Source organism: Aureibaculum algae (assembly GCF_006065315.1).
Lineage (GTDB): Bacteria > Bacteroidota > Bacteroidia > Flavobacteriales > Flavobacteriaceae > Aureibaculum > Aureibaculum algae.
Window position 1 is genome coordinate 3883377 of record NZ_CP040749.1, and the last position, 18949, is coordinate 3902325.

The window sequence follows — 18949 nt, forward strand, 5'->3', positions numbered from 1 at the left end:
ATAGAATTGAATTACCAATGATTATAAAACATCAGCAATTTAATATATTTATTTTATCATTAAACTACTTCCGAATCTCTCAAAAATAGCTTTATCTAATTCTTCTCTATGATTAGGATGTGCAATATCACGTAAGGCTTGTGCACGTTGTTTTAATGTTTTTCCAAACAAAAATGCAACACCATATTCCGTAGCTACATATCTCGCATGAGCTCTAGTTGTAACTACACCAGCACCATATTTTAACATAGGTACAATCTTAGAAACCCCTTTTAAAGTTTCAGATGTAATAGCAATAATTGGCTTACCACCTTCAGACAATGCAGATCCTCGCATAAAGTCCATTTGCCCACCAACACCAGAGAACATTCTTGTACCAATTGAATCAGCACAAACTTGACCTGTAAAATCTATTTCAATAGCAGAGTTAATGGCTGTTGCTCTTGGGTTTTGACGGATAATTGCGGTGTCATTTACATAAGCAATATCTTTCATTTCTATTTCAGGATTATCATCCATAAAATCATACAACCTGCGTGTTCCCATTGCAAATCCAGAAACAATTTTAAATGGATTTACTTTTTTCTGAGAACCGTTTACAACACCTTTTTCTACTAAATCAATAATACCTTCAGCAAACATTTCAGTATGTACACCTAAATTTTTATGATTGGTTAAAAAGCTTAAAACTGCATTAGGAATAGCACCAATACCCATTTGAAGGGTGGCTCCATCTTCAATAATACCAGCCACATTTTTTCCAATTTGTATTTCTGCTTCCGAAGGAGTGACTAAATTCATTTCATGAAGTTCTTCAACTATTTCTACACAAGCATCAAAGTTTTTTATGTGCACCAAAGCGTCGCCAAAAGTACGTGGCATACGTGGGTTTATTTGTGCAATAACTTTTTTAGTTTTTTCAATAGCAGCAATTACAATATCTACAGAAACTCCTAATGAACAAAACCCATGTTTGTCTGGCGGTGAAACATTTACCATTACCACATCTAAGTCCATATAACCTTCGCGAAATAAACTTGGTATATCACTTAAAAAAATTGGAATATAGTCTACGGTTTTACCCACCATTTTTCTAACATTTCCACCAATAAAAAAGGCATTCGTATGGAAACTTTCACTCAATTCTGGAGCCACATAGCCACATTCACCTTCTGTATGTAAATGTACTAATTCTACATTTCTCAATTCAGGTGCTCTGGCAACCATTGCCTTAATCAATTCTTGCGGTGTAGCAGAACCTCCTTGAATTAATACTCTATCTCCCGACTTTATATGCTTTACAGCTTCTGCCGCTGACATTTTATTTGGTATGTTCATTTTCTTGTTATTTTAGTTTGAATAAATTGTTATGATAAAAAACTTAATAAGATACCCGCAGCAATTGCAGAACCAATTACACCGGCAACATTTGGTGCCATAGCGTGCATCAATAAGTAATTATGAGGATCTGATTTTAAAGCTTCCGCATGTACTACCCTTGCACTATCTGGTACAGCAGAAACACCTGCAGCTCCAATTAATGGATTTATTTTATTGTCACCTTTTAGGAAAAGGTTCATCAATTTAGCAAAAAATAAACCACCCATAGTTGCAATTACAAATGATAACGCACCTAATCCGAAAATTAATAAGGAATCACTTGTGATAAAAATATCTGCCTGAGTAGATGCTCCTACCGTAACTCCTAATAAAATAGTTACAATATCAATCATTTTAGTTCTTGCAGTATCTGCTAATCTTTCAGTTCTACCAGATTCTTTCAATAAATTACCAAAGAAAAGCATACCTAATAATGGTAACGCACTAGGAGAAATAAAAGTAGTTAATATTAAAGCTGCTACTGGAAAGATCATTTTTTCCTTTTGAGAAACCGCTCTTGGTGGTTTCATTCTAATTTTTCTATCTTTTTTAGAGATTAACAATCTCATAATAGGAGGTTGAATTACAGGTACTAAAGCCATATAAGAATAAGCTGCAATTGCTATTGGGCCAATTAAATTTTTAACCGTTGTACCATCTGCTAAAATATTAACACCATTGGCTAATTTAGAGGAAAGGAAAATTGCAGTAGGGCCATCGGCTCCACCAATGATTCCAATTGCACCTGCTTCAGGTAATTTAAAACCTAAGTAAAGAGCTCCCATAAATGTTGCAAAAACCCCAATTTGTGCTGCTGCTCCCAACAACATTAATTTTGGATTTGCTATTAGAGATGAGAAATCTGTCATGGCACCAATCCCTAAAAATATCAAGGGTGGATAAATACCTTTTACAACTCCAAAATATAAAAAGTTCAACACAGATCCACTTTCATAGATACCTGTCATATTACCTGTTACAAAAGGAATATTACCTATAATTACACCAGCACCGATAGGTATTAAAAGTAATGGTTCGTAATCAAATTTTATTCCTAAATAAATAAATACAATACCAATAATTATCATGACTAAATGTCCACCTGTGACATTTGCAAAACCTGTATAATTATAAAATTGTTTTATACCTTCAAACGCTTCACTCACAAAACTTTCGTTTTCGACATTTTCAAGCTGTTCGATACCTTGTGAATTAGTGTCTTTAGTTGTTGTATTCAAACCTAAAACCGGTCTGATAAAGATGAGAAGTGACAACACTCCGAATATTATTAATACTTTCTTCATTTTTCTACGTTTAAATTTATAAACCTTAAGGTTTATAAATTATGATAATTCTATTAATACTTCACTCTGTAATACCTGCTGACCAGGCTTAATAAGAACAGCAGTTACTGTACCCGCTTTTTCCGCTGCTATTTGATTTTCCATTTTCATGGCATCTAATACTAGCAACCTGTCATTCACTTTTATAACATCACCAACTTTAACATCAATAGAAACTACAATACCAGGTATTGGAGCTAAAATTTTAGTTGTTGAAGAACTAGGGTTCACTTTTACAGGAGCTGAAGGAGTTTTAGCTGCAGAGCGTACCAATATTGGTGTCTTTGTTTTTTTAACTTCAGCTTTCATTTCCACGACATAATCAGTTCCATTTACCTCTAAATTTATTAGATTATCTTCATGGGAAACAATTTTTACACTGTAACTATTGTCGTATATTTTAAATTTAAAATTTTTCATTATTATTTATATTAAGGAATTCATTATGAAAATTAATTTATAAACCATCCAGAATCAATTATAATTTCTGGTGGGTACCATATATTTTAGAACTCCATGGTGAGTATAATTTTCTAGCTTGTTTAATGGTTAATATTGCATTCTCATTATCGTGCTGCTCATTAAAGTACATGTGCAATGCCGTTGCAATTGCAGCAGCAGTTTCACCTGTAAAATCTTTTTCACTTTTAATGACAACTGATGTTTCTTTTTTTTCTTCCTTTTTACCTAAACTTTTCAATGCTTTATATGCATTGAGTAATGCAGGTACTCCTAATTTAAAAAACACAGTTAACAAAATCAATGAACTAAAAACTATAAATAAGCCTGTTGCTAGGATAATGTATCCTTCGCTTATTGTATCTATTTGTAATGGTAGATTTATCATTATAATGGTATGTTTGAATGTTTTTTAGGTGGATTTACTACTTTCTTATTGGCAAGTAATTCCAATCCTCTAATTATTCTAAAACGTGTATTTCTAGGTTCAATAACATCATCGATAAAACCATATTTAGCAGCCACATAAGGGTTTGCAAACTTGGCATTGTATTCATCTTCTTTTTTATCGATATAGTCTTGTTTCTCATCAGCATCATCAATCTTTCTGATTGCTGAACCTTCTAATACCTCAACGGCTCCTTTAGCTCCCATTACCGCAATTTCTGCAGTTGGCCATGCATAATTTAGATCGCCTCTTAATTGTTTACAGCTCATTACATCATGTGCTCCACCGTAAGATTTACGTAAGGTAATAGTGATTTTTGGCACTGTAGCTTCTCCATAAGCAAATAATAATTTTGCACCATGAAGAATAATTCCACCATACTCTTGACCTGTTCCTGGTAAGAAACCTGGTACATCAACAAGCGTTACAATTGGAATATTAAATGCATCACAAAAACGTACAAATCTCGCTGCTTTTCTTGAAGCTTCAGTGTCTAATACACCAGCAAAAAACTTAGGTTGATTAGCTACAATTCCTACTGGGTGACCATTAAATCTAGCAAAACCAACAACGATATTACGAGCATAATTTCTATGAACTTCTGTAAATTCTCCATTATCTGTAATGGTTGAGATCACATCAACTATATCATAAGGTTCGTTAGGGTTTTCAGGAATAATTGCATTTAGCACATCATCTAATCTATCAATAGGGTCAGAAGTTACAATACTTGGTGGATCTTCCAAATTATTTGAAGGAAGGTAACTCATTAATTTTCTAATCAATAGAAGATTCTCCTCATCAGATTCTGCAAGGAAATGAGAAACTCCAGATTTTGTTGAATGGATATTGGCACCACCTAATTGCTCAGCAGTGACAACCTCTCCTGTAACTGTTTTAACTACTTTTGGGCCAGTAACAAACATATAACTAGTTTGGTCTGTCATTATCGTAAAATCTGTTAATGCTGGTGAGTAAACTGCACCACCCGCACAAGGACCTAAGATTGAAGAAATTTGAGGAATAACCCCAGATGCCATAATGTTTCTTTGGAAAATTTCAGCATATCCAGCTAATGATCTAACCCCTTCTTGGATACGTGCTCCACCACTATCATTTAATCCTATAACAGGTACACCAATTTTCATGGCCATATCCATTACTTTACAAATTTTAAGAGCGTATGTTTCTGAAAGCGAACCTCCAAATACAGTAAAATCTTGAGCAAAAATATAAACAATACGACCATCAATTGTACCGTGTCCAGTTACAACACCATCAGAAAGATAAATTTGTTTATCTAATCCAAAAGATTTTGTTCGGTGTGTAACAAACATATCAAATTCTTCAAAACTATCATCATCTAATAATATATCGATACGTTCACGTGCTGTTAATTTTCCTTTAGCATGTTGAGAATCAATTCGTTTTTCACCACCGCCTAATTTTGCTTTGGCTCTTTTTTCAATTAATTCATTAATTTTATCTTGATTTGCCATTTTTATATAACTATTTTTATTTTTTTCTTTATTGTTTTGAACAAAGTTCTGTTAGCACTCCAAGTGTTGATTTTGGATGTAAAAAGCCGATATTTAAACCTTCTGCTCCTTTACGAGACACTTTATCAATTAACCTTACACCTCTTTCTTCAGCAGTTTGAAGTGCTTTTGTAGCATCATCAACAGCAAAAGCAATGTGGTGTATACCTTGACCTTTTTTCTCTATAAATTTACCAATTGGACCATCAGGCGATGTGCTTTCAAGTAATTCTATTTTTGTATTACCTACTAAAAAAAACGCTGTTTTCACTTTCTGATCAATTACTTCTTCAATGCTATAGCATTTCATGCCTAAAACTCCTTCATAATATTTAATTGATTCTTCTAAGTTATCGACCGCTATGCCGATATGTTCGATGTGCGAAATATTCATAAGTATAGATTTTTAATTAATTATATTATTACTTCTTATTACACTGTAAAATTATATAATGGGCTCACCAAATAATATGACAGATGTCATGTTATTTATGAAGTTACGATAACCTTTTCGTTAATATTTTTAGATACAACTTTTTGTTCAGTAAAACAAAAAATCTAAAGTAAAAAAATCAACTCTCAAAACATTTTAAGTCTCACTTACTCCAAAACCAATACGGTCAAATTACATTTTAGAACATTCCAACAATTTTCATTTGTCATTACGTTTAGAGTTTGTACTTTTGACCAAACCAAATAGTATATGAAACGAGCATGTTCAATATCTCATCTTCTACGAGAAAGTCAAATGGCGAACAGCATGCGAACTCTTAAAAACATTAAATATTAACGCATGAAAAATACCAAATATGTTTTCGTTACCGGAGGCGTAACTTCATCTCTTGGCAAAGGCATTATTGCAGCATCTTTAGCTAAATTATTACAAGTTAGAGGCTACTCTGTGACCATACAGAAATTGGACCCGTACATTAACATAGATCCAGGCACATTAAACCCTTATGAACATGGAGAGTGTTATGTAACTAATGATGGTGCAGAAACTGACTTAGATTTAGGGCATTACGAAAGGTTTTTAAACATACCTACTTCACAGGCAAATAATGTTACCACTGGTAGAATATATCAATCAGTTATTGATAAAGAACGAAGAGGAGATTTTTTAGGTAAAACCGTACAGGTTATACCACATATTACTGATGAGATTAAAAGAAGAATTCGACTTTTAGGTAATACTGGAGATTATGACATCATCATTACTGAAATTGGTGGTACCGTAGGTGATATTGAGTCGTTACCTTATATAGAGGCCGTTAGGCAATTAGAATGGGAATTGGGACGAGAAAATGCAGTGGTTATTCATTTAACATTGATTCCTTATTTAGCCGCAGCCGGAGAATTGAAGACAAAACCTACCCAGCATTCAGTAAAAATGTTAATGCAGAGTGGTGTAAATCCTGATGTTTTGGTATGTAGAACGGAGCACCCTATTGGTGATGATATCAAAAGAAAGTTAGCTCTTTTTTGCAATGTACAGCAAGAAGATGTTATTGAATCTATTGATGTAAATACTATTTATGATGTTCCTAATTTAATGTATAAAGAAGGTTTAGATCAAGTTGTTCTTAAAAAATTAAAATTAGAGACCAGTCCGAAGCCTAATTTAACGGAATGGAATGAGTTTTTACGTAAACATAAAAATCCAAAACATACTGTAGAAATTGGTTTAGTAGGTAAATATGTTGAATTACAAGATGCCTACAAGTCAATATCAGAAGCTTTTATACATGCAGGTTCTTCTCAAGAAATTAATGTAAATCTACACTGGATACATTCCGAAAGTCTTACTGTTGAAAATGCTGAAAGCAAATTAAAAGGATTAGATGGTGTATTGGTAGCACCTGGTTTCGGTGTAAGGGGTGTTGAAGGCAAAATAAAAGCAATACAATATATTAGAGAAAACAACATTCCCTTTTTAGGCATCTGTTTAGGTATGCAAATGGCAGTTATTGAGTTTGCTAGAAATGTTTTAGGATTAGAGGATGCTAATTCTACTGAAATGGATAAGAAAACACCTCACCCTGTTATTAATTTAATGGAAGAGCAGAAAAATATTTCTGACATGGGAGGCACTATGCGTTTAGGGGCATGGGATTGTAAATTGGAAAAAGGAACAAAAGTATATGAGGCTTATAACACAGAAATGATTAGCGAACGTCACAGACATCGCTATGAATTTAATAATGATTATTTGGATAAATTTACCAAGGCAGGCATGAAAATTTCTGGAATCAATCCAGAAACCAAACTTGTCGAAACTATTGAAATTCCTAATCATCCTTATTTTGTAGGCGTACAATACCATCCTGAATATAAAAGTACAGTGTTAAATCCACATCCTTTATTTGTGGCTTTTGTAAAAGCATGTTTAGAGACCAAATGAGAAAAAATATAACCATTCTATTCTTAATTATTTCAACAATTATAATGTTGAATAGTTGCGAACGCGATGAAGTTTGTATTGACCCAATTACATCTAATTTGGTTGTTGTCTTTTATGATTTTGATGATTCGGAAAGTGAAAAATCTGTAAATAATTTAGCCATTGAAATAATAGATATAGATGGAATTGGTAAAAGTTTAGATACTGTTAAAATTGACTCTGTTGGCATTCCATTAAATGTATATGATAACCAAACCAAAATTGTTTTAACTGCTAATAGTAAAGATGACTCACAGATCAATAGAGATACTATAATTATAAACTACGAGACCGAAGAAGTATTTGTTGGACGTTCGTGTGGTTATAAATCCATTTTTAACAATGTCACTATTAGCAGAGACTTTAATGATTCTGATAAATGGATAAAAAGTTTGTTACTAACACAAACAGAAATAGAAGATGAAACCGAAGCACATGTTACGATACTGCATTAACCTATTGTTCTTACTTTTCTTCACGATATCTTTTTCTCAAGGAATCGGGTCTACAAAGAAAGATTCTGTTTATTTAAATAAATATGGTTTACGTATTGGGATAGATTTATACAACCCCATACACACTGTATTAGACGATGCTAGAAAAGGATTTGAAATTGTAGGAGATTATCGCATTTCTAAAAAATATTTTATTGCGGCAGAATTAGGCTATATAGAAAATACAACGGACGAAGATTTTATTAATTTCACCACTAACGGTTCCTACATCAAATTAGGTATTGATTACAATGCCTATGAAAACTGGTTAGACATGGAAAACATGATCTATGTTGGTTTTCGTTACGGTTTTAGCACATTCAGTCAAACCCTAAATTCATATACAATAAATAACGACCCCTTTTATGACGATGTTAGCATTGTTCAAAATGGGCAAGAGTTTGATGGTTTAAATGGACATTGGGGTGAAATTGTGTTAGGTGTAAAAGCTGAATTATTCAAGAATTTATTTATGGGATTTAGCTTTAGTGGTAAAAAAATATTAACCTCAAAACAACCTGATAATTTTAAAAACTTATTTATTCCAGGCTTCAATCGTGTCTTTTTAAACAACTCCGGATTCAGCTTTAATTACACACTTTCTTATTTAATTCCGCTGTATAAAAAGGCGAAATGATAATTTTTCTTTAATTTTACTACTACTAAAAGAATTTAGCATGCAAAATATACCAAGTGTAGATTTATCTGATTTTCTATCTGATGACCCTAAAAGAAAACAAAAATTCGTCAACGAGATTGGCAAAGCCTATGAAGACATTGGCTTTGTTGCTTTAAAGGGGCATTTTTTAAGCGATAATTTGGTTGATAATTTATATAGTGAAATAAAAAAATTCTTCGCTCTTCCTCTCGAAACCAAACACAACTATGAAATAGAAGGCATTGGTGGACAACGCGGTTATGTTTCTTTTGGAAAAGAAAGTGCAAAGGGTAAAAAAGAAGGCGATTTAAAAGAGTTTTGGCATTTTGGTCAATATGTAGAAGATGATAATAAACTAAAAGCAGAATATCCTGATAATGTAACTGTAAAAGAATTACCTGAATTTAATAAAGTAGGTAAAGAAACGTATCAGATGTTAGAAAAAACCGGTGTTTATGTCTTGAGAGCTCTAGCTCTATTTTTAGATTTAGATGAACATTATTTTGACAATTATATAAAAAACGGCAACAGTATTTTAAGACCTATTCATTATCCACCCATTACCAGTGAACCAAAAGATGCTGTAAGAGCAGCAGCCCATGGTGACATCAACTTAATTACATTATTAATGGGTGCTCAAGGTAGAGGTTTGCAAGTACAAAATCATAAAGGGGAATGGTTAGATGCTATTGCACAACCTGACGAAGTGGTTATTAATGTTGGTGATATGCTTTCTCGTCATTCTAACAATAGGTTAAAATCTACTATTCATAGGGTTGTAAACCCACCTAGAGAAAATTGGGGAACGTCACGTTATTCTATTCCATTCTTTATGCACCCTATTAGCGAAATGCCTCTTAATTGTTTAGAAAACTGTATTGATAGTGAACATCCTAAATTATATGATGATATTACTGCAGGTGAGTTTTTAACGGAACGACTAATAGAATTAGGCTTAATAAAAAAGTAACTATTCAAAGCCCATAATTCTAAAGCTTAATATCCAAAACCTCCTATTTTAATACAATGGATTTACAAGATCAATTAAAAAATTTATTCCCAGAACATAAACCTGAAAAGGAAGAAAAACCAAAAGAAAAGAGTACTATTTGGTTACAAGACGATCCTATTATTTGTAAATATGAAAAACGTAAGGGGAAACCTATTACAATTTTAGAAGGGTATACTGGAGCAACGTCTGATTTTAAAAAATTAGCCAAAGAAATAAAAACAAAATTTAGCGTTGGTGGTAGCTTTAAAGATGATAAAATTATTATCCAAGGCGATCTTAGAGATAAAATTATGGAGCTTTTAAAAGAAAAAGGCTTTGCTGTTAAACGAGTAGGAGGATAAAATGGTTTACACCTCACAACAGGCGGTAATCTTTAAAATCATATATTCTAATACCTAAAATTTCAAACATTGAACACAAAACGTATTCCCGAATCTGAACTAATTTTAAATAAAGATGGTAGTGTATATCATCTTAACTTAAAACCTGAACATATAGCAGACACCATTATTCTTGTTGGTGATCAGGATAGAGTTGCAAAGGTTGCCAATCATTTTGATAGCATCATCTTTGAAACGCAAAAAAGAGAATTTAAAACCATAACAGGAATTTTAAAAGGTAAAAAACTTACGGTAATCTCAACAGGTATTGGACCTGATAATATTGACATCGTAATGAATGAATTGGATGCATTGGTCAATATTAATCTAGACACTAGAATGATAAAACCAGAGCATAAAAAACTTTCAATTGTACGAATTGGTACTTCCGGTTCTTTGCAAAAGGATATACCTGTAGATCGTTTTGTTTTATCAAAGTATGGGCTAGGTATGGATGGAACATTACATTCATATGCCTGTGAACAGATACTTGAAAGTGATATTGAAAACGCTTTTATAAAACATACAGATTGGAGCAATAGAAAGGCTAGACCATATATTGTCAAAGGAAGTACTGTATTAGCTACCCTTTTATCAAGTAATGATACTTTTAGCGGCTTTACTGCAACTGCAAACGGATTTTACGGTCCTCAAGGACGAGTGCTTAGATTAGCTTTACAAGACGCCAAATTGAACTCTAAAATTGACAATTTCAGTTTCAATGGTTTAAAAATTACGAATCTTGAAATGGAAACTTCTGCCATTTATGGTTTAGCAAAACTATTAGGTCATGAGGCACTTTCTATGAATGCTATAATTGCGAATAGAGCAAATGGAACCTTCAGTAAGGATACACATAAAACCATAGAAAAGTTAATAAAATATACTTTAGATAAGCTAGTAACAGCATGAAAAAGATAACCATTGGAGGTGTACCAGAACACTTCAATTTACCTTGGCATATGGCCATTGAAAATAATAAGTTTAAAGATAAGCATATTGACCTACAGTGGAAAGAATTTCCAGGAGGTACCGGTGCCATGTGTTCTGCATTACGCGATGGAAGTATTGATACTGCCGTTATACTCACCGAAGGTATTATAAAAGACATTATTGCAGGTAACCCTAGTAAAATTGTAAAAACATATGTCGATTCTCCTTTGCTGTGGGGTATTCATGTCGCGGAAAATTCAAAATTTAATTCCGTACAAGAGCTTAAAAATGCTAAAATTGCTATAAGCAGACCGGGCTCAGGATCTCAACTTATGGCAAAAGTAAATGCCGTAAAACAAGGATTTAACGTTGATGAGTTAAAATATGTACTCGTTAAAAATTTAGATGGTGGCGTTCAAGCATTGTCTGATGGAGCAGCAGACTATTTTATGTGGGAGCATTTTATGACAAAACCTTATGTTGACAATGGCACTTTCAGAAGATTAGATAGTCTAGAAACTCCTTGGCCTTGTTTTGTAATAGCTGTACGTAACAATATACTAAAAGAGGAACCTGAAGCTATTAAAACAATGATAAAGGTAATTAATAAACAGCTAAAGCATTTTGAAAACCCTTTAGAAAACGATAAATTAATTGCTCATTTTTCAGACCGTTATCAGTTAAAAGTAGAAGATGTAAAAACATGGTTATCACTAACCAAATGGAATAGAAAAAAAACAGTTTCAAAAAAATTAATTAATAGCATTCAAAATAAATTGACAGACTACGACGTTATAAAGGAAAATGTACCTGCAAAGGTATTAATTAAAAAGATGTTTTAAATTTATTTAAAGCCAACCAACTAAAAACCTAGGTTATTTATGATAACCAAAAAAGTAATCAACCAACCAATCTGAAAGCCATTTTAATAGTAGTATTAAAATGGCTTTTTAGATTCTAAAAGGTTCTATAAATTAGGATAGTTCAATTATATCATAAGTCCCGTATATGACTATAAACCATTAAAGTTTGCAATAATAAATGCTTAGGTATTTCTTATACGTATTTACTCTTATCTTTTTTGGCAGAGTTATTGTAAATATACCTAACAGTAAATAAGTATTATAAAGAATTGATATAAAAATAATAATATTGAATTACAATTCAATTCAAATAATATCTATATTTGTTGAAACCCATATTTCTAAACTAAACAACTTATTTAAAAATTAATGATCTTGTACTTCCTTTTTAATGCAAAATTGAAAAGCGATACAATAGATATGAAATGAATATGAAAATAAAAATACTTTGTTTATTACTAACAGTTACTTCTTTCGGTTTTAGTCAAACCGATACAGACATCTATCTATTTGATTTTATTCAAGGAGATAGTATTCTTGTTATCGACAATCCTATTAATATATCTGACAATAAGGGCTACGACAACCAACCTTCATTTCTAAATGACGGTTCTGGTGTATTATATGCCTCTACAAGAAACGAGCAAACTGATATTGCACTTTACGATATTAAAAATAATGTAAACGTATGGTTAACAAACACGGAAGCCAATGAATACTCTCCCATTCAGACTTTTGATAAAAATTATTTTACAGCAGTTAGATTAGACCAAGATGGAGAGCAACTTTTGTGGAAGTATAAATTTAATGGTAAGAAACAAGAAATACTCATAGAAAACCTACCGGTTGGTTACCATGCATGGATTTCTAAAAAAATGTTAGTTTCCTTTGTAATAGGAGATCCCTCATCACTTGAAGTTTCTAATTTAAAGTATAAAATAAAATATCCAATTGATAAAAATATTGGTAGGTCTATCTTAAAAATTCCAAATACAGACTTATTGAGCATTATTAGTTTAGAGCATGAAGATCCTGAAATTTATTCTATTAGCCCTATTACTAGTGAAAAAAAATACATTGCTGACCCCTTAGAAGGTGCTCAAGATTTGGCATGGACACCAGATGGCACAATGATTATGGGTAAAGGTGATAAATTATACAAATTGAAACCTGGGGTTGACAAAACCTGGGTTGAGTTTGCTTCATTATCTTCATATGGACTAACTGGTATTACTAGATTAGCTATTAGTCCGTTCGGTAATAAATTAGCCATTGTAGTTGATGAAACTACTAAATAATCAAAACCAGTAATATCCCATTAAACATAAAGTTAGCTATTTTTTAGTTTTTTCAGAGATTTTCGATAAGTTTGTGTGTAAGAAATTCCGCATAAATCTAATTAACTAAAACCATAGATAGTAGCTAATGAAATCATTTACGTATTCATTTTTAGTATTACTTATAATTATTACAAGTTCTTGTAGTAAGAAAATAATCAAAGAAAAGTGGCTTAAAACAGAAGCTCCGGCAGTATTTAAAGCTCGTTTCGAAACTACAAAAGGTAATTTTGACATTGAAGCACATCGCGAGTGGTCTCCATTAGCTGTTGATAGATTATACCAACTGATTTCTACTGATTTTTATACTGATATTGCGTTCTATAGAGTTGTACCCAATTTTGTGGTTCAGTTTGGAATTAATGACAATGCCGATTTAAATAAAGCTTGGAGTAATTATAAAATTGAAGATGAATCTGTTAAGAAAAGTAATGAAGAAGGTACCATCGCATTTGCTCGAGGAGGCAAAAGAACGAGAGATACACAATTATTTATCAATTTAAAAAATAATGATAGACTTGACTCCTTATCGTATAGTAACGTTACAGGTTTTCCTGTAATTGCAAAAGTTATTGATGGAATGGATGTCGTTAAGGAGATTTATAATGGCTATGGTGAAACACCTGGAAGAAAGCAAGATTCAATTCAAAAATTGGGAAATTCGTATTTGAAATCTAATTTTCCGAAGTTAGATTATATAAAAAAAGTGTATATTGTGGAATAATTAAACTCTTAAAAAATCCTCTTTCACAAAGATATCTAAAATATAGGCACGTTATAAAAGAACATTCCGCAGCTCGGAAAATTGTATAATTTTCCAAAAACTACGGAATGGGAATTAAATGCATTAAAATAACGTGCCTTATTTAATAAAAGTATAAATTACTTCAAAAGGTTTTGTTTTTTAACGAACTTTTATGTTTAATTCCCAATTTCTTTCTGCTTTTATATCTCTAACTCTTGTATTTACCTTCTTGAATAGTTAGGAGATTCTTTCGTAATCATTACATCATGTGGGTGACTTTCATTAATACCAGATGCCGTTATTTTAACGAATTTTCCAGTTTCTTTTAAAGTTTCGATGTCCTTTGCTCCACAATATCCCATTCCAGCTCTTAAACCACCAATAAATTGATGAATACTTTCGTAAAGATCACCCTTATAAGGCACACGACCTACAATACCTTCTGGTACTAATTTTTTAATATCATCTTCAACATCCTGAAAATAACGATCTTTACTTCCTTGTCTCATCGCTTCTACAGAACCCATCCCACGATATGACTTAAATTTTCTTCCTTCGTAAATAATGGTTTCTCCAGGCGATTCTTTTGTACCAGCCAATAAAGAACCTAACATAACGGTGTCAGCTCCGGCGGCAATAGCCTTAGGAATATCTCCCGTATAACGAATACCTCCATCGGCAATGACAGGCACTCCACTTCCTTTAATAGCTTCGGCAACGGCTAAAACAGCTGAAAATTGAGGGAAACCAACTCCTGCTACAACTCTTGTAGTACATATTGAACCCGGACCAATACCTACTTTAACGGCATCAGCACCAGCTTCAACTAAATATTTTGCAGCTTCTGGGGTAGCAATATTACCTACTACCACATCAATATTTTTAAATTTTTTCTTAATTTCTTTAAGCACATTCACTACACCTTTGGTATGCCCATGTGCTGTATCTATGATTAGAGCATCAACTCCAGCATTTATTAGAGCCTCTGCTCTATCTAAAGCATCTGGGGTTACACCAATAGCTGCAGCTACTCTTAACCTACCAAAACTATCTTTATTGGCAATAGGTTTTTGCGTTACTTTGGTAATATCTCTAAATGTAATAAGGCCTTCTAGCTTTCCACCTTCAACAATTAATAATTTTTCAATTTTATATTGCTGCAATATTTTTTCTGCATCCTTTAATGAAGTTCCAACAGGTGCAGTAACTAAGTTCTTGCTTGTCATTACCTCTACAATAGGTTTATTACTTTTATGCTCAAACCGTAAATCTCTATTGGTAACAATACCTTTTAACATACCATTATCATCTACAATAGGAATTCCTCCAATACCATGCTCACGCATGCTATTATTGGCATCTTCAACTGTTGCAGTTAAAGGCAGCGTTACAGGATCTATAATCATACCGCTCTCAGCACGTTTTACTTTACGTACTTTAACCGCCTGTTGTTGTATGGTCATATTTTTATGAAGTACACCGATACCACCTTCACGAGCCATAGCTATTGCCATTGCAGATTCAGTAACCGTATCCATAGCAGCGGATACAATAGGTATATTTATAGTAATATTTCTGGTAAATTTTGTTTGGATATTTACTTCGCGTGGTAGTACTTCAGAAAAAGCAGGGACTAAAAGTACGTCGTCGTAGGTTAAACCTTCTCCAACAAATTTCGGATTTTGAGTATTCATTTACAATTAAATTAAATAATAATTAATTGCACGCGAATTTACAATTATTATTTAGATTGACTTAATTATAACTGGATTAATTCTGTTTTCTAATTAATTGGTATAAAATTATTAATGTAGAAGCTGTAAAAGTAAGCGTCATGAATGTACCTGAAAAAATAACCAGATATTTCATCCACAATATTTCCTTCCAAAGGAAGTATAAACCGCCAAAAGTAAATAACACCGAGAAAAATGGTTCAATCATTAAAAATAATTTTATTTTATTCGGTAAATTGGTAATAGACAAGATAACACCTAACAGAAAGAATATCAAAGACATAGATAGTATATGACTATGAACTATAGATAGCATTTCCTTTGGTGATTTTTTAAATTTCATCACTTCCGCATCTTCATCATTCTCATTACCTAAATAATTTTCTTCAATACCATTTGTACTTATAGATGATGTTTCATTAACAAATAATAAACCTGTATAAAACCCAATACTTAGCACAACTAAAAAAATTCCAATTAGTAATTTTAGCTCTTTGGGCAAGGATTGTATGCGTCCGTTTAACATCATTAAAAATAATTATTTTCTTGAAGTAAATTTACCGTTTTAAGCAAATTATTAATAGCAATAGTCATAGATTTTGCAGAAATAGTAGCTCCAGAAATGGCAATAATATCTTCTTCATATTTTAATTGATCTTTACTGTTTTTCCCTTCAAATTGCCGTAACCAACGTTTACTACTAATTTCACCACCATAATCTTCTCTATAAATTAACACTTTGGATTTTATTATGTTTAAATCTTTATCAAAAAGAACTAAATAATCAAACTGATCTGTCTTACTGGGTGCTTTATCGGCAAATAGATAACCTATGACAGCCTCATTTTTGATAATTTTAGTAAAATTATTTTTGGTGATTTTTGTAACTAATTGAACATTTATTTCCTTAGAAACCTTAATAAACTCCATAGTAAAATTTTCAATATCGAATGCCAATTTCACCTCTTTTTCTACCTTTTTTTGAATATTTTTTGGTAGTTGAAATGCATGGGCACTTATTGAGAGAATACTTAAAAAAAACAATAACCTTAAATTAAAAATCATATAGTTTCTATTTTATTCTTGTCAAAATTAACATATTAAAACCAAACACCTATTCCGAAATTTAATCTGTCCTTAACCGTGTCTTGAGACAACGCATTATCTCTAAATTGATAATCACCTTTAACAACTACTCCTGGTGCAATATGATAGCTTAACCCTGCTGTTATTTCAGTTCTATCATACGAACCATTTTTTACCAAATTTCCTGCAACATCGGCATGGGTATCATAATTTTCGTATCTGGTAAAAGCCACTAATTTTTGCTTGTTTTTTTGTGGTAATAAATTATATGCTCCTTCTAAATACCAACCCTGCAAAACGCTACCTAAGTCGTTTCCAGTTATAACATTATAGGCATCAGTATCCGATAAAGAAGCATAAATAAACTGACCTCGAGCCGAAAAACGATGATAATTATATCTAGCATCAAGTCCTAACATAGTTATTCCGATAGTTGAACCATCGATAGTTTCTATTTCATGATCTGTTTGGGTTTTACCAAAGTATCCCGATGCTCCTAAACGTAGCCCTTGTATTCCATAAAAATCTATTTTTCCTGCAAACGTAGGACTGCTCATGGTTGATTGTGCTCCTTTTTGACGACCACTACGCAATCCATTAGAACCTTTTAAAATTCCATTGACACCCTCTTCTCCATTTACATCACTCGATTTAAACCCGTTAAAAATATACGCTTGGTAACCTAAATTCATATTGGGCAATCGGCCATTCACACCAATTCCAATTTCTCGCCATGTAGTTGGGACAATCACATTATCTACCGATGGCCTTTCAGTACCATTAAATGTTGTTGGTTCATGATATTCATTAACAATACCCATTGGCACCAACATTAATCCTCCGCGAACATTAAAATTAGCAGCTACATTGTAATTAACGAAAGCCTGTTCAATATAAACCTCCTTAACATGTTCAAATTCTATTTCAGTTACGAACTGAACTTTGTCGCTAAATTTATAACCGAGTAATAAAACGAGGCGTTGAACATCTAATTCTCCATTACTATTTTCGGGCTGGTTGTAAGTGATTTCACCGTAACCTCCAATAGTAACTCCCTTATTTATATTTGTTGAAATTAAACGTTGAGCTCCATTAATTTGTTGGGAAATAGAATCCAACTGAGCCTGTATATTTGATAAGTTCAGCATAATAAGTATGCTAAAAAGTAAACTGTTTTTTTTCATTTTTTTATTTAGACTTATTCTATATAATAAATTTAAGTGGCAAATATAAAATGAAAAATGAAAATACAAAACTTATTTAGAACTATTTTAAATAAGAGTTAATCGATGAGTAATTACATTTGTGCAAGATCTAAGTATTACCAATTGAATGTTCCTACTGAATAGGAATGACAATTTTGATTTTATATTCACAAATCACCAATCAATAGGTTGTAATTTTTTACTTTTCAAAAAGTCATTCGTTTTGCTAAAATGCTTATTGCCGAACCAATAACCCCGATTGGCACTTAACGGTGAAGGATGTCCGCTGGTTAAAATAGTGTGTTTTTTATCATCAATAAGTTTCGCCTTCTTTTTAGCAAAACCTCCCCATAATAAAAATACTACATTTTCTTTATTCTTAGAAATTTGCGAGATTACCGTGTCAGTAAAAGTTTCCCATCCTTTTTTTTGATGAGATCCAGCTTCATGAGCTCTTACCGTTAACGTGGCATTTAGTAATAATACTCCTTGCCTTGCCCAACGTTCTAAATTTCCATTTTCCGGAGATGTCTTACCCAAATCTGCCTCGATTTCCTTAAATATATTTTGTAATGATGGCGGTACTGCTATATTTTCATTTACTGAAAAACACAAACCGTTGGCCTGCCCTACTCCATGATATGGATCTTGTCCGATTACAACAACTTTTAAATCGTTAAAAGAACAATAATCAAATGCCGCAAAAATGGCTGAACTTTTAGGGTAACACGTAAACTGACGGTATTCCGCTTTCACAAAAGAATCTAAATCTTGAAAATAGGTAGCCTCAAATTCTTTTGCTACAATTGGTTTCCAGCTTTTTGCTATACTCAAATCCATACATTCCAATTAGAAAATATCTTAAATAGAAAAGACTATTATTTTAGTTACTTTT

General features: G+C 32.3%; 20 protein-coding genes. 9 read left to right on the plus strand and 11 right to left on the minus strand.

The window, feature by feature from the left end:
- Positions 1 to 48 precede the first annotated feature (48 nt).
- The 6 genes from FF125_RS16405 to mce are packed head-to-tail and all read right to left on the minus strand — an operon-like array spanning position 49 to position 5562.
- Positions 49 to 1338, minus strand: coding sequence for an acetyl-CoA hydrolase/transferase family protein (locus tag FF125_RS16405; protein ID WP_138950801.1), 1290 nt, complete (start codon positions 1336 to 1338; stop codon positions 49 to 51).
- A gap of 29 nt (positions 1339 to 1367) precedes the next feature.
- Positions 1368 to 2684 (minus strand): sodium ion-translocating decarboxylase subunit beta, encoded by a 1317-nt coding sequence (locus FF125_RS16410; protein ID WP_138950802.1) that lies wholly within the window; start codon positions 2682 to 2684, stop codon positions 1368 to 1370.
- A gap of 39 nt (positions 2685 to 2723) precedes the next feature.
- Positions 2724 to 3143, minus strand: a complete 420-nt coding sequence (locus FF125_RS16415; protein ID WP_138950803.1) for an acetyl-CoA carboxylase biotin carboxyl carrier protein — start codon at positions 3141 to 3143, stop codon at positions 2724 to 2726.
- Between the two features lie 58 nt (positions 3144 to 3201).
- The gene (locus tag FF125_RS16420; RefSeq protein WP_138950804.1) at positions 3202 to 3570 is read right to left on the minus strand and encodes an OadG family protein; all 369 of its coding nucleotides are present in this window, start codon (positions 3568 to 3570) and stop codon (positions 3202 to 3204) included.
- Positions 3570 to 5129: an acyl-CoA carboxylase subunit beta gene (locus FF125_RS16425; protein WP_138950805.1), complete on the minus strand. Its 1560-nt coding sequence runs from the start codon at positions 5127 to 5129 to the stop codon at positions 3570 to 3572. Before FF125_RS16425 ends, FF125_RS16420 begins: the two co-directional genes overlap by 1 nt.
- Before the next feature lie 28 nt (positions 5130 to 5157).
- Positions 5158 to 5562 carry a methylmalonyl-CoA epimerase gene (gene mce / locus FF125_RS16430; RefSeq protein ID WP_117879274.1) on the minus strand — a complete coding sequence of 135 codons (405 nt, stop codon included), beginning with the start codon at positions 5560 to 5562 and terminating at the stop codon, positions 5158 to 5160.
- Between the two features lie 399 nt (positions 5563 to 5961).
- Here mce and FF125_RS16435 point away from each other — a divergent pair, with 399 nt between their 5' ends.
- From FF125_RS16435 to FF125_RS16475, 9 genes are all read left to right on the plus strand, one after another.
- The gene (locus FF125_RS16435) at positions 5962 to 7569 is read left to right on the plus strand and encodes a CTP synthase (RefSeq protein ID WP_138950806.1); all 1608 of its coding nucleotides are present in this window, start codon (positions 5962 to 5964) and stop codon (positions 7567 to 7569) included.
- Positions 7566 to 8063 (plus strand): DUF6452 family protein, encoded by a 498-nt coding sequence (locus FF125_RS16440; RefSeq protein WP_138950807.1) that lies wholly within the window; start codon positions 7566 to 7568, stop codon positions 8061 to 8063. Before FF125_RS16435 ends, FF125_RS16440 begins: the two co-directional genes overlap by 4 nt.
- Positions 8029 to 8739, plus strand: coding sequence for a DUF6048 family protein (locus tag FF125_RS16445; protein WP_250629608.1), 711 nt, complete (start codon positions 8029 to 8031; stop codon positions 8737 to 8739). Before FF125_RS16440 ends, FF125_RS16445 begins: the two co-directional genes overlap by 35 nt.
- Positions 8740 to 8779: 40 nt before the next feature.
- Complete coding sequence (locus FF125_RS16450; RefSeq protein WP_138950808.1) at positions 8780 to 9730, plus strand: isopenicillin N synthase family dioxygenase; 951 nt, start codon at positions 8780 to 8782, stop codon at positions 9728 to 9730.
- 56 nt (positions 9731 to 9786) lie between these two features.
- Positions 9787 to 10113, plus strand: coding sequence for a translation initiation factor (locus FF125_RS16455; RefSeq protein WP_117879279.1), 327 nt, complete (start codon positions 9787 to 9789; stop codon positions 10111 to 10113).
- Positions 10114 to 10182: 69 nt separating this feature from the next.
- On the plus strand, positions 10183 to 11064 hold the full coding sequence (locus tag FF125_RS16460) for a nucleoside phosphorylase (RefSeq protein WP_138950809.1): 882 nt from the start codon (positions 10183 to 10185) through the stop codon (positions 11062 to 11064).
- On the plus strand, positions 11061 to 11927 hold the full coding sequence (locus tag FF125_RS16465) for a substrate-binding domain-containing protein (protein ID WP_138950810.1): 867 nt from the start codon (positions 11061 to 11063) through the stop codon (positions 11925 to 11927). The genes FF125_RS16460 and FF125_RS16465 overlap by 4 nt, the downstream gene beginning before the upstream one ends.
- Positions 11928 to 12379: 452 nt before the next feature.
- Positions 12380 to 13246: a TolB family protein gene (locus FF125_RS16470; RefSeq protein ID WP_175418944.1), complete on the plus strand. Its 867-nt coding sequence runs from the start codon at positions 12380 to 12382 to the stop codon at positions 13244 to 13246.
- A 127-nt stretch (positions 13247 to 13373) separates the two neighbouring features.
- The gene (locus tag FF125_RS16475; RefSeq protein WP_138950812.1) at positions 13374 to 14009 is read left to right on the plus strand and encodes a peptidylprolyl isomerase; all 636 of its coding nucleotides are present in this window, start codon (positions 13374 to 13376) and stop codon (positions 14007 to 14009) included.
- A 242-nt stretch (positions 14010 to 14251) separates the two neighbouring features.
- Here FF125_RS16475 and guaB read toward each other — a convergent pair whose 3' ends face one another.
- The 5 genes from guaB to FF125_RS16500 form a co-directional block, all read right to left on the minus strand.
- Entirely contained in the window at positions 14252 to 15724 is a 1473-nt protein-coding gene (gene guaB / locus FF125_RS16480; protein WP_138950813.1) for an IMP dehydrogenase, read from the minus strand.
- Between the two features lie 76 nt (positions 15725 to 15800).
- Positions 15801 to 16292: a hypothetical protein gene (locus FF125_RS16485; protein WP_138950814.1), complete on the minus strand. Its 492-nt coding sequence runs from the start codon at positions 16290 to 16292 to the stop codon at positions 15801 to 15803.
- Positions 16292 to 16828 carry an FMN-binding protein gene (locus FF125_RS16490; protein ID WP_138950815.1) on the minus strand — a complete coding sequence of 179 codons (537 nt, stop codon included), beginning with the start codon at positions 16826 to 16828 and terminating at the stop codon, positions 16292 to 16294. Before FF125_RS16490 ends, FF125_RS16485 begins: the two co-directional genes overlap by 1 nt.
- A gap of 35 nt (positions 16829 to 16863) precedes the next feature.
- Entirely contained in the window at positions 16864 to 18033 is a 1170-nt protein-coding gene (locus tag FF125_RS16495) for a porin (RefSeq protein WP_138950816.1), read from the minus strand.
- A gap of 195 nt (positions 18034 to 18228) precedes the next feature.
- Positions 18229 to 18894, minus strand: coding sequence for a uracil-DNA glycosylase (locus tag FF125_RS16500; protein ID WP_138950817.1), 666 nt, complete (start codon positions 18892 to 18894; stop codon positions 18229 to 18231).
- Positions 18895 to 18949: the final 55 nt, after the last annotated feature.

Bases quoted from the DNA above. Each gene is read 5' to 3' on its own strand.
- FF125_RS16405 (WP_138950801.1), bottom strand. From the start codon at position 1,338: ATGAACATACCAAATAAAATGTCAGCGGCAGAAGCTGTAAAGCATATA.
- FF125_RS16410 (WP_138950802.1), bottom strand. From the start codon at position 2,684: ATGAAGAAAGTATTAATAATATTCGGAGTGTTGTCACTTCTCATCTTT.
- FF125_RS16415 (WP_138950803.1), bottom strand. From the start codon at position 3,143: ATGAAAAATTTTAAATTTAAAATATACGACAATAGTTACAGTGTAAAA.
- FF125_RS16420 (WP_138950804.1), bottom strand. From the start codon at position 3,570: ATGATAAATCTACCATTACAAATAGATACAATAAGCGAAGGATACATT.
- FF125_RS16425 (WP_138950805.1), bottom strand. From the start codon at position 5,129: ATGGCAAATCAAGATAAAATTAATGAATTAATTGAAAAAAGAGCCAAA.
- mce (WP_117879274.1), bottom strand. From the start codon at position 5,562: ATGAATATTTCGCACATCGAACATATCGGCATAGCGGTCGATAACTTA.
- FF125_RS16435 (WP_138950806.1), top strand. From the start codon at position 5,962: ATGAAAAATACCAAATATGTTTTCGTTACCGGAGGCGTAACTTCATCT.
- FF125_RS16440 (WP_138950807.1), top strand. From the start codon at position 7,566: ATGAGAAAAAATATAACCATTCTATTCTTAATTATTTCAACAATTATA.
- FF125_RS16445 (WP_250629608.1), top strand. From the start codon at position 8,029: ATGAAACCGAAGCACATGTTACGATACTGCATTAACCTATTGTTCTTA.
- FF125_RS16450 (WP_138950808.1), top strand. From the start codon at position 8,780: ATGCAAAATATACCAAGTGTAGATTTATCTGATTTTCTATCTGATGAC.
- FF125_RS16455 (WP_117879279.1), top strand. From the start codon at position 9,787: ATGGATTTACAAGATCAATTAAAAAATTTATTCCCAGAACATAAACCT.
- FF125_RS16465 (WP_138950810.1), top strand. From the start codon at position 11,061: ATGAAAAAGATAACCATTGGAGGTGTACCAGAACACTTCAATTTACCT.
- FF125_RS16470 (WP_175418944.1), top strand. From the start codon at position 12,380: ATGAAAATAAAAATACTTTGTTTATTACTAACAGTTACTTCTTTCGGT.
- FF125_RS16475 (WP_138950812.1), top strand. From the start codon at position 13,374: ATGAAATCATTTACGTATTCATTTTTAGTATTACTTATAATTATTACA.
- guaB (WP_138950813.1), bottom strand. From the start codon at position 15,724: ATGAATACTCAAAATCCGAAATTTGTTGGAGAAGGTTTAACCTACGAC.
- FF125_RS16485 (WP_138950814.1), bottom strand. From the start codon at position 16,292: ATGATGTTAAACGGACGCATACAATCCTTGCCCAAAGAGCTAAAATTA.
- FF125_RS16490 (WP_138950815.1), bottom strand. From the start codon at position 16,828: ATGATTTTTAATTTAAGGTTATTGTTTTTTTTAAGTATTCTCTCAATA.
- FF125_RS16495 (WP_138950816.1), bottom strand. From the start codon at position 18,033: ATGAAAAAAAACAGTTTACTTTTTAGCATACTTATTATGCTGAACTTA.
- FF125_RS16500 (WP_138950817.1), bottom strand. From the start codon at position 18,894: ATGGATTTGAGTATAGCAAAAAGCTGGAAACCAATTGTAGCAAAAGAA.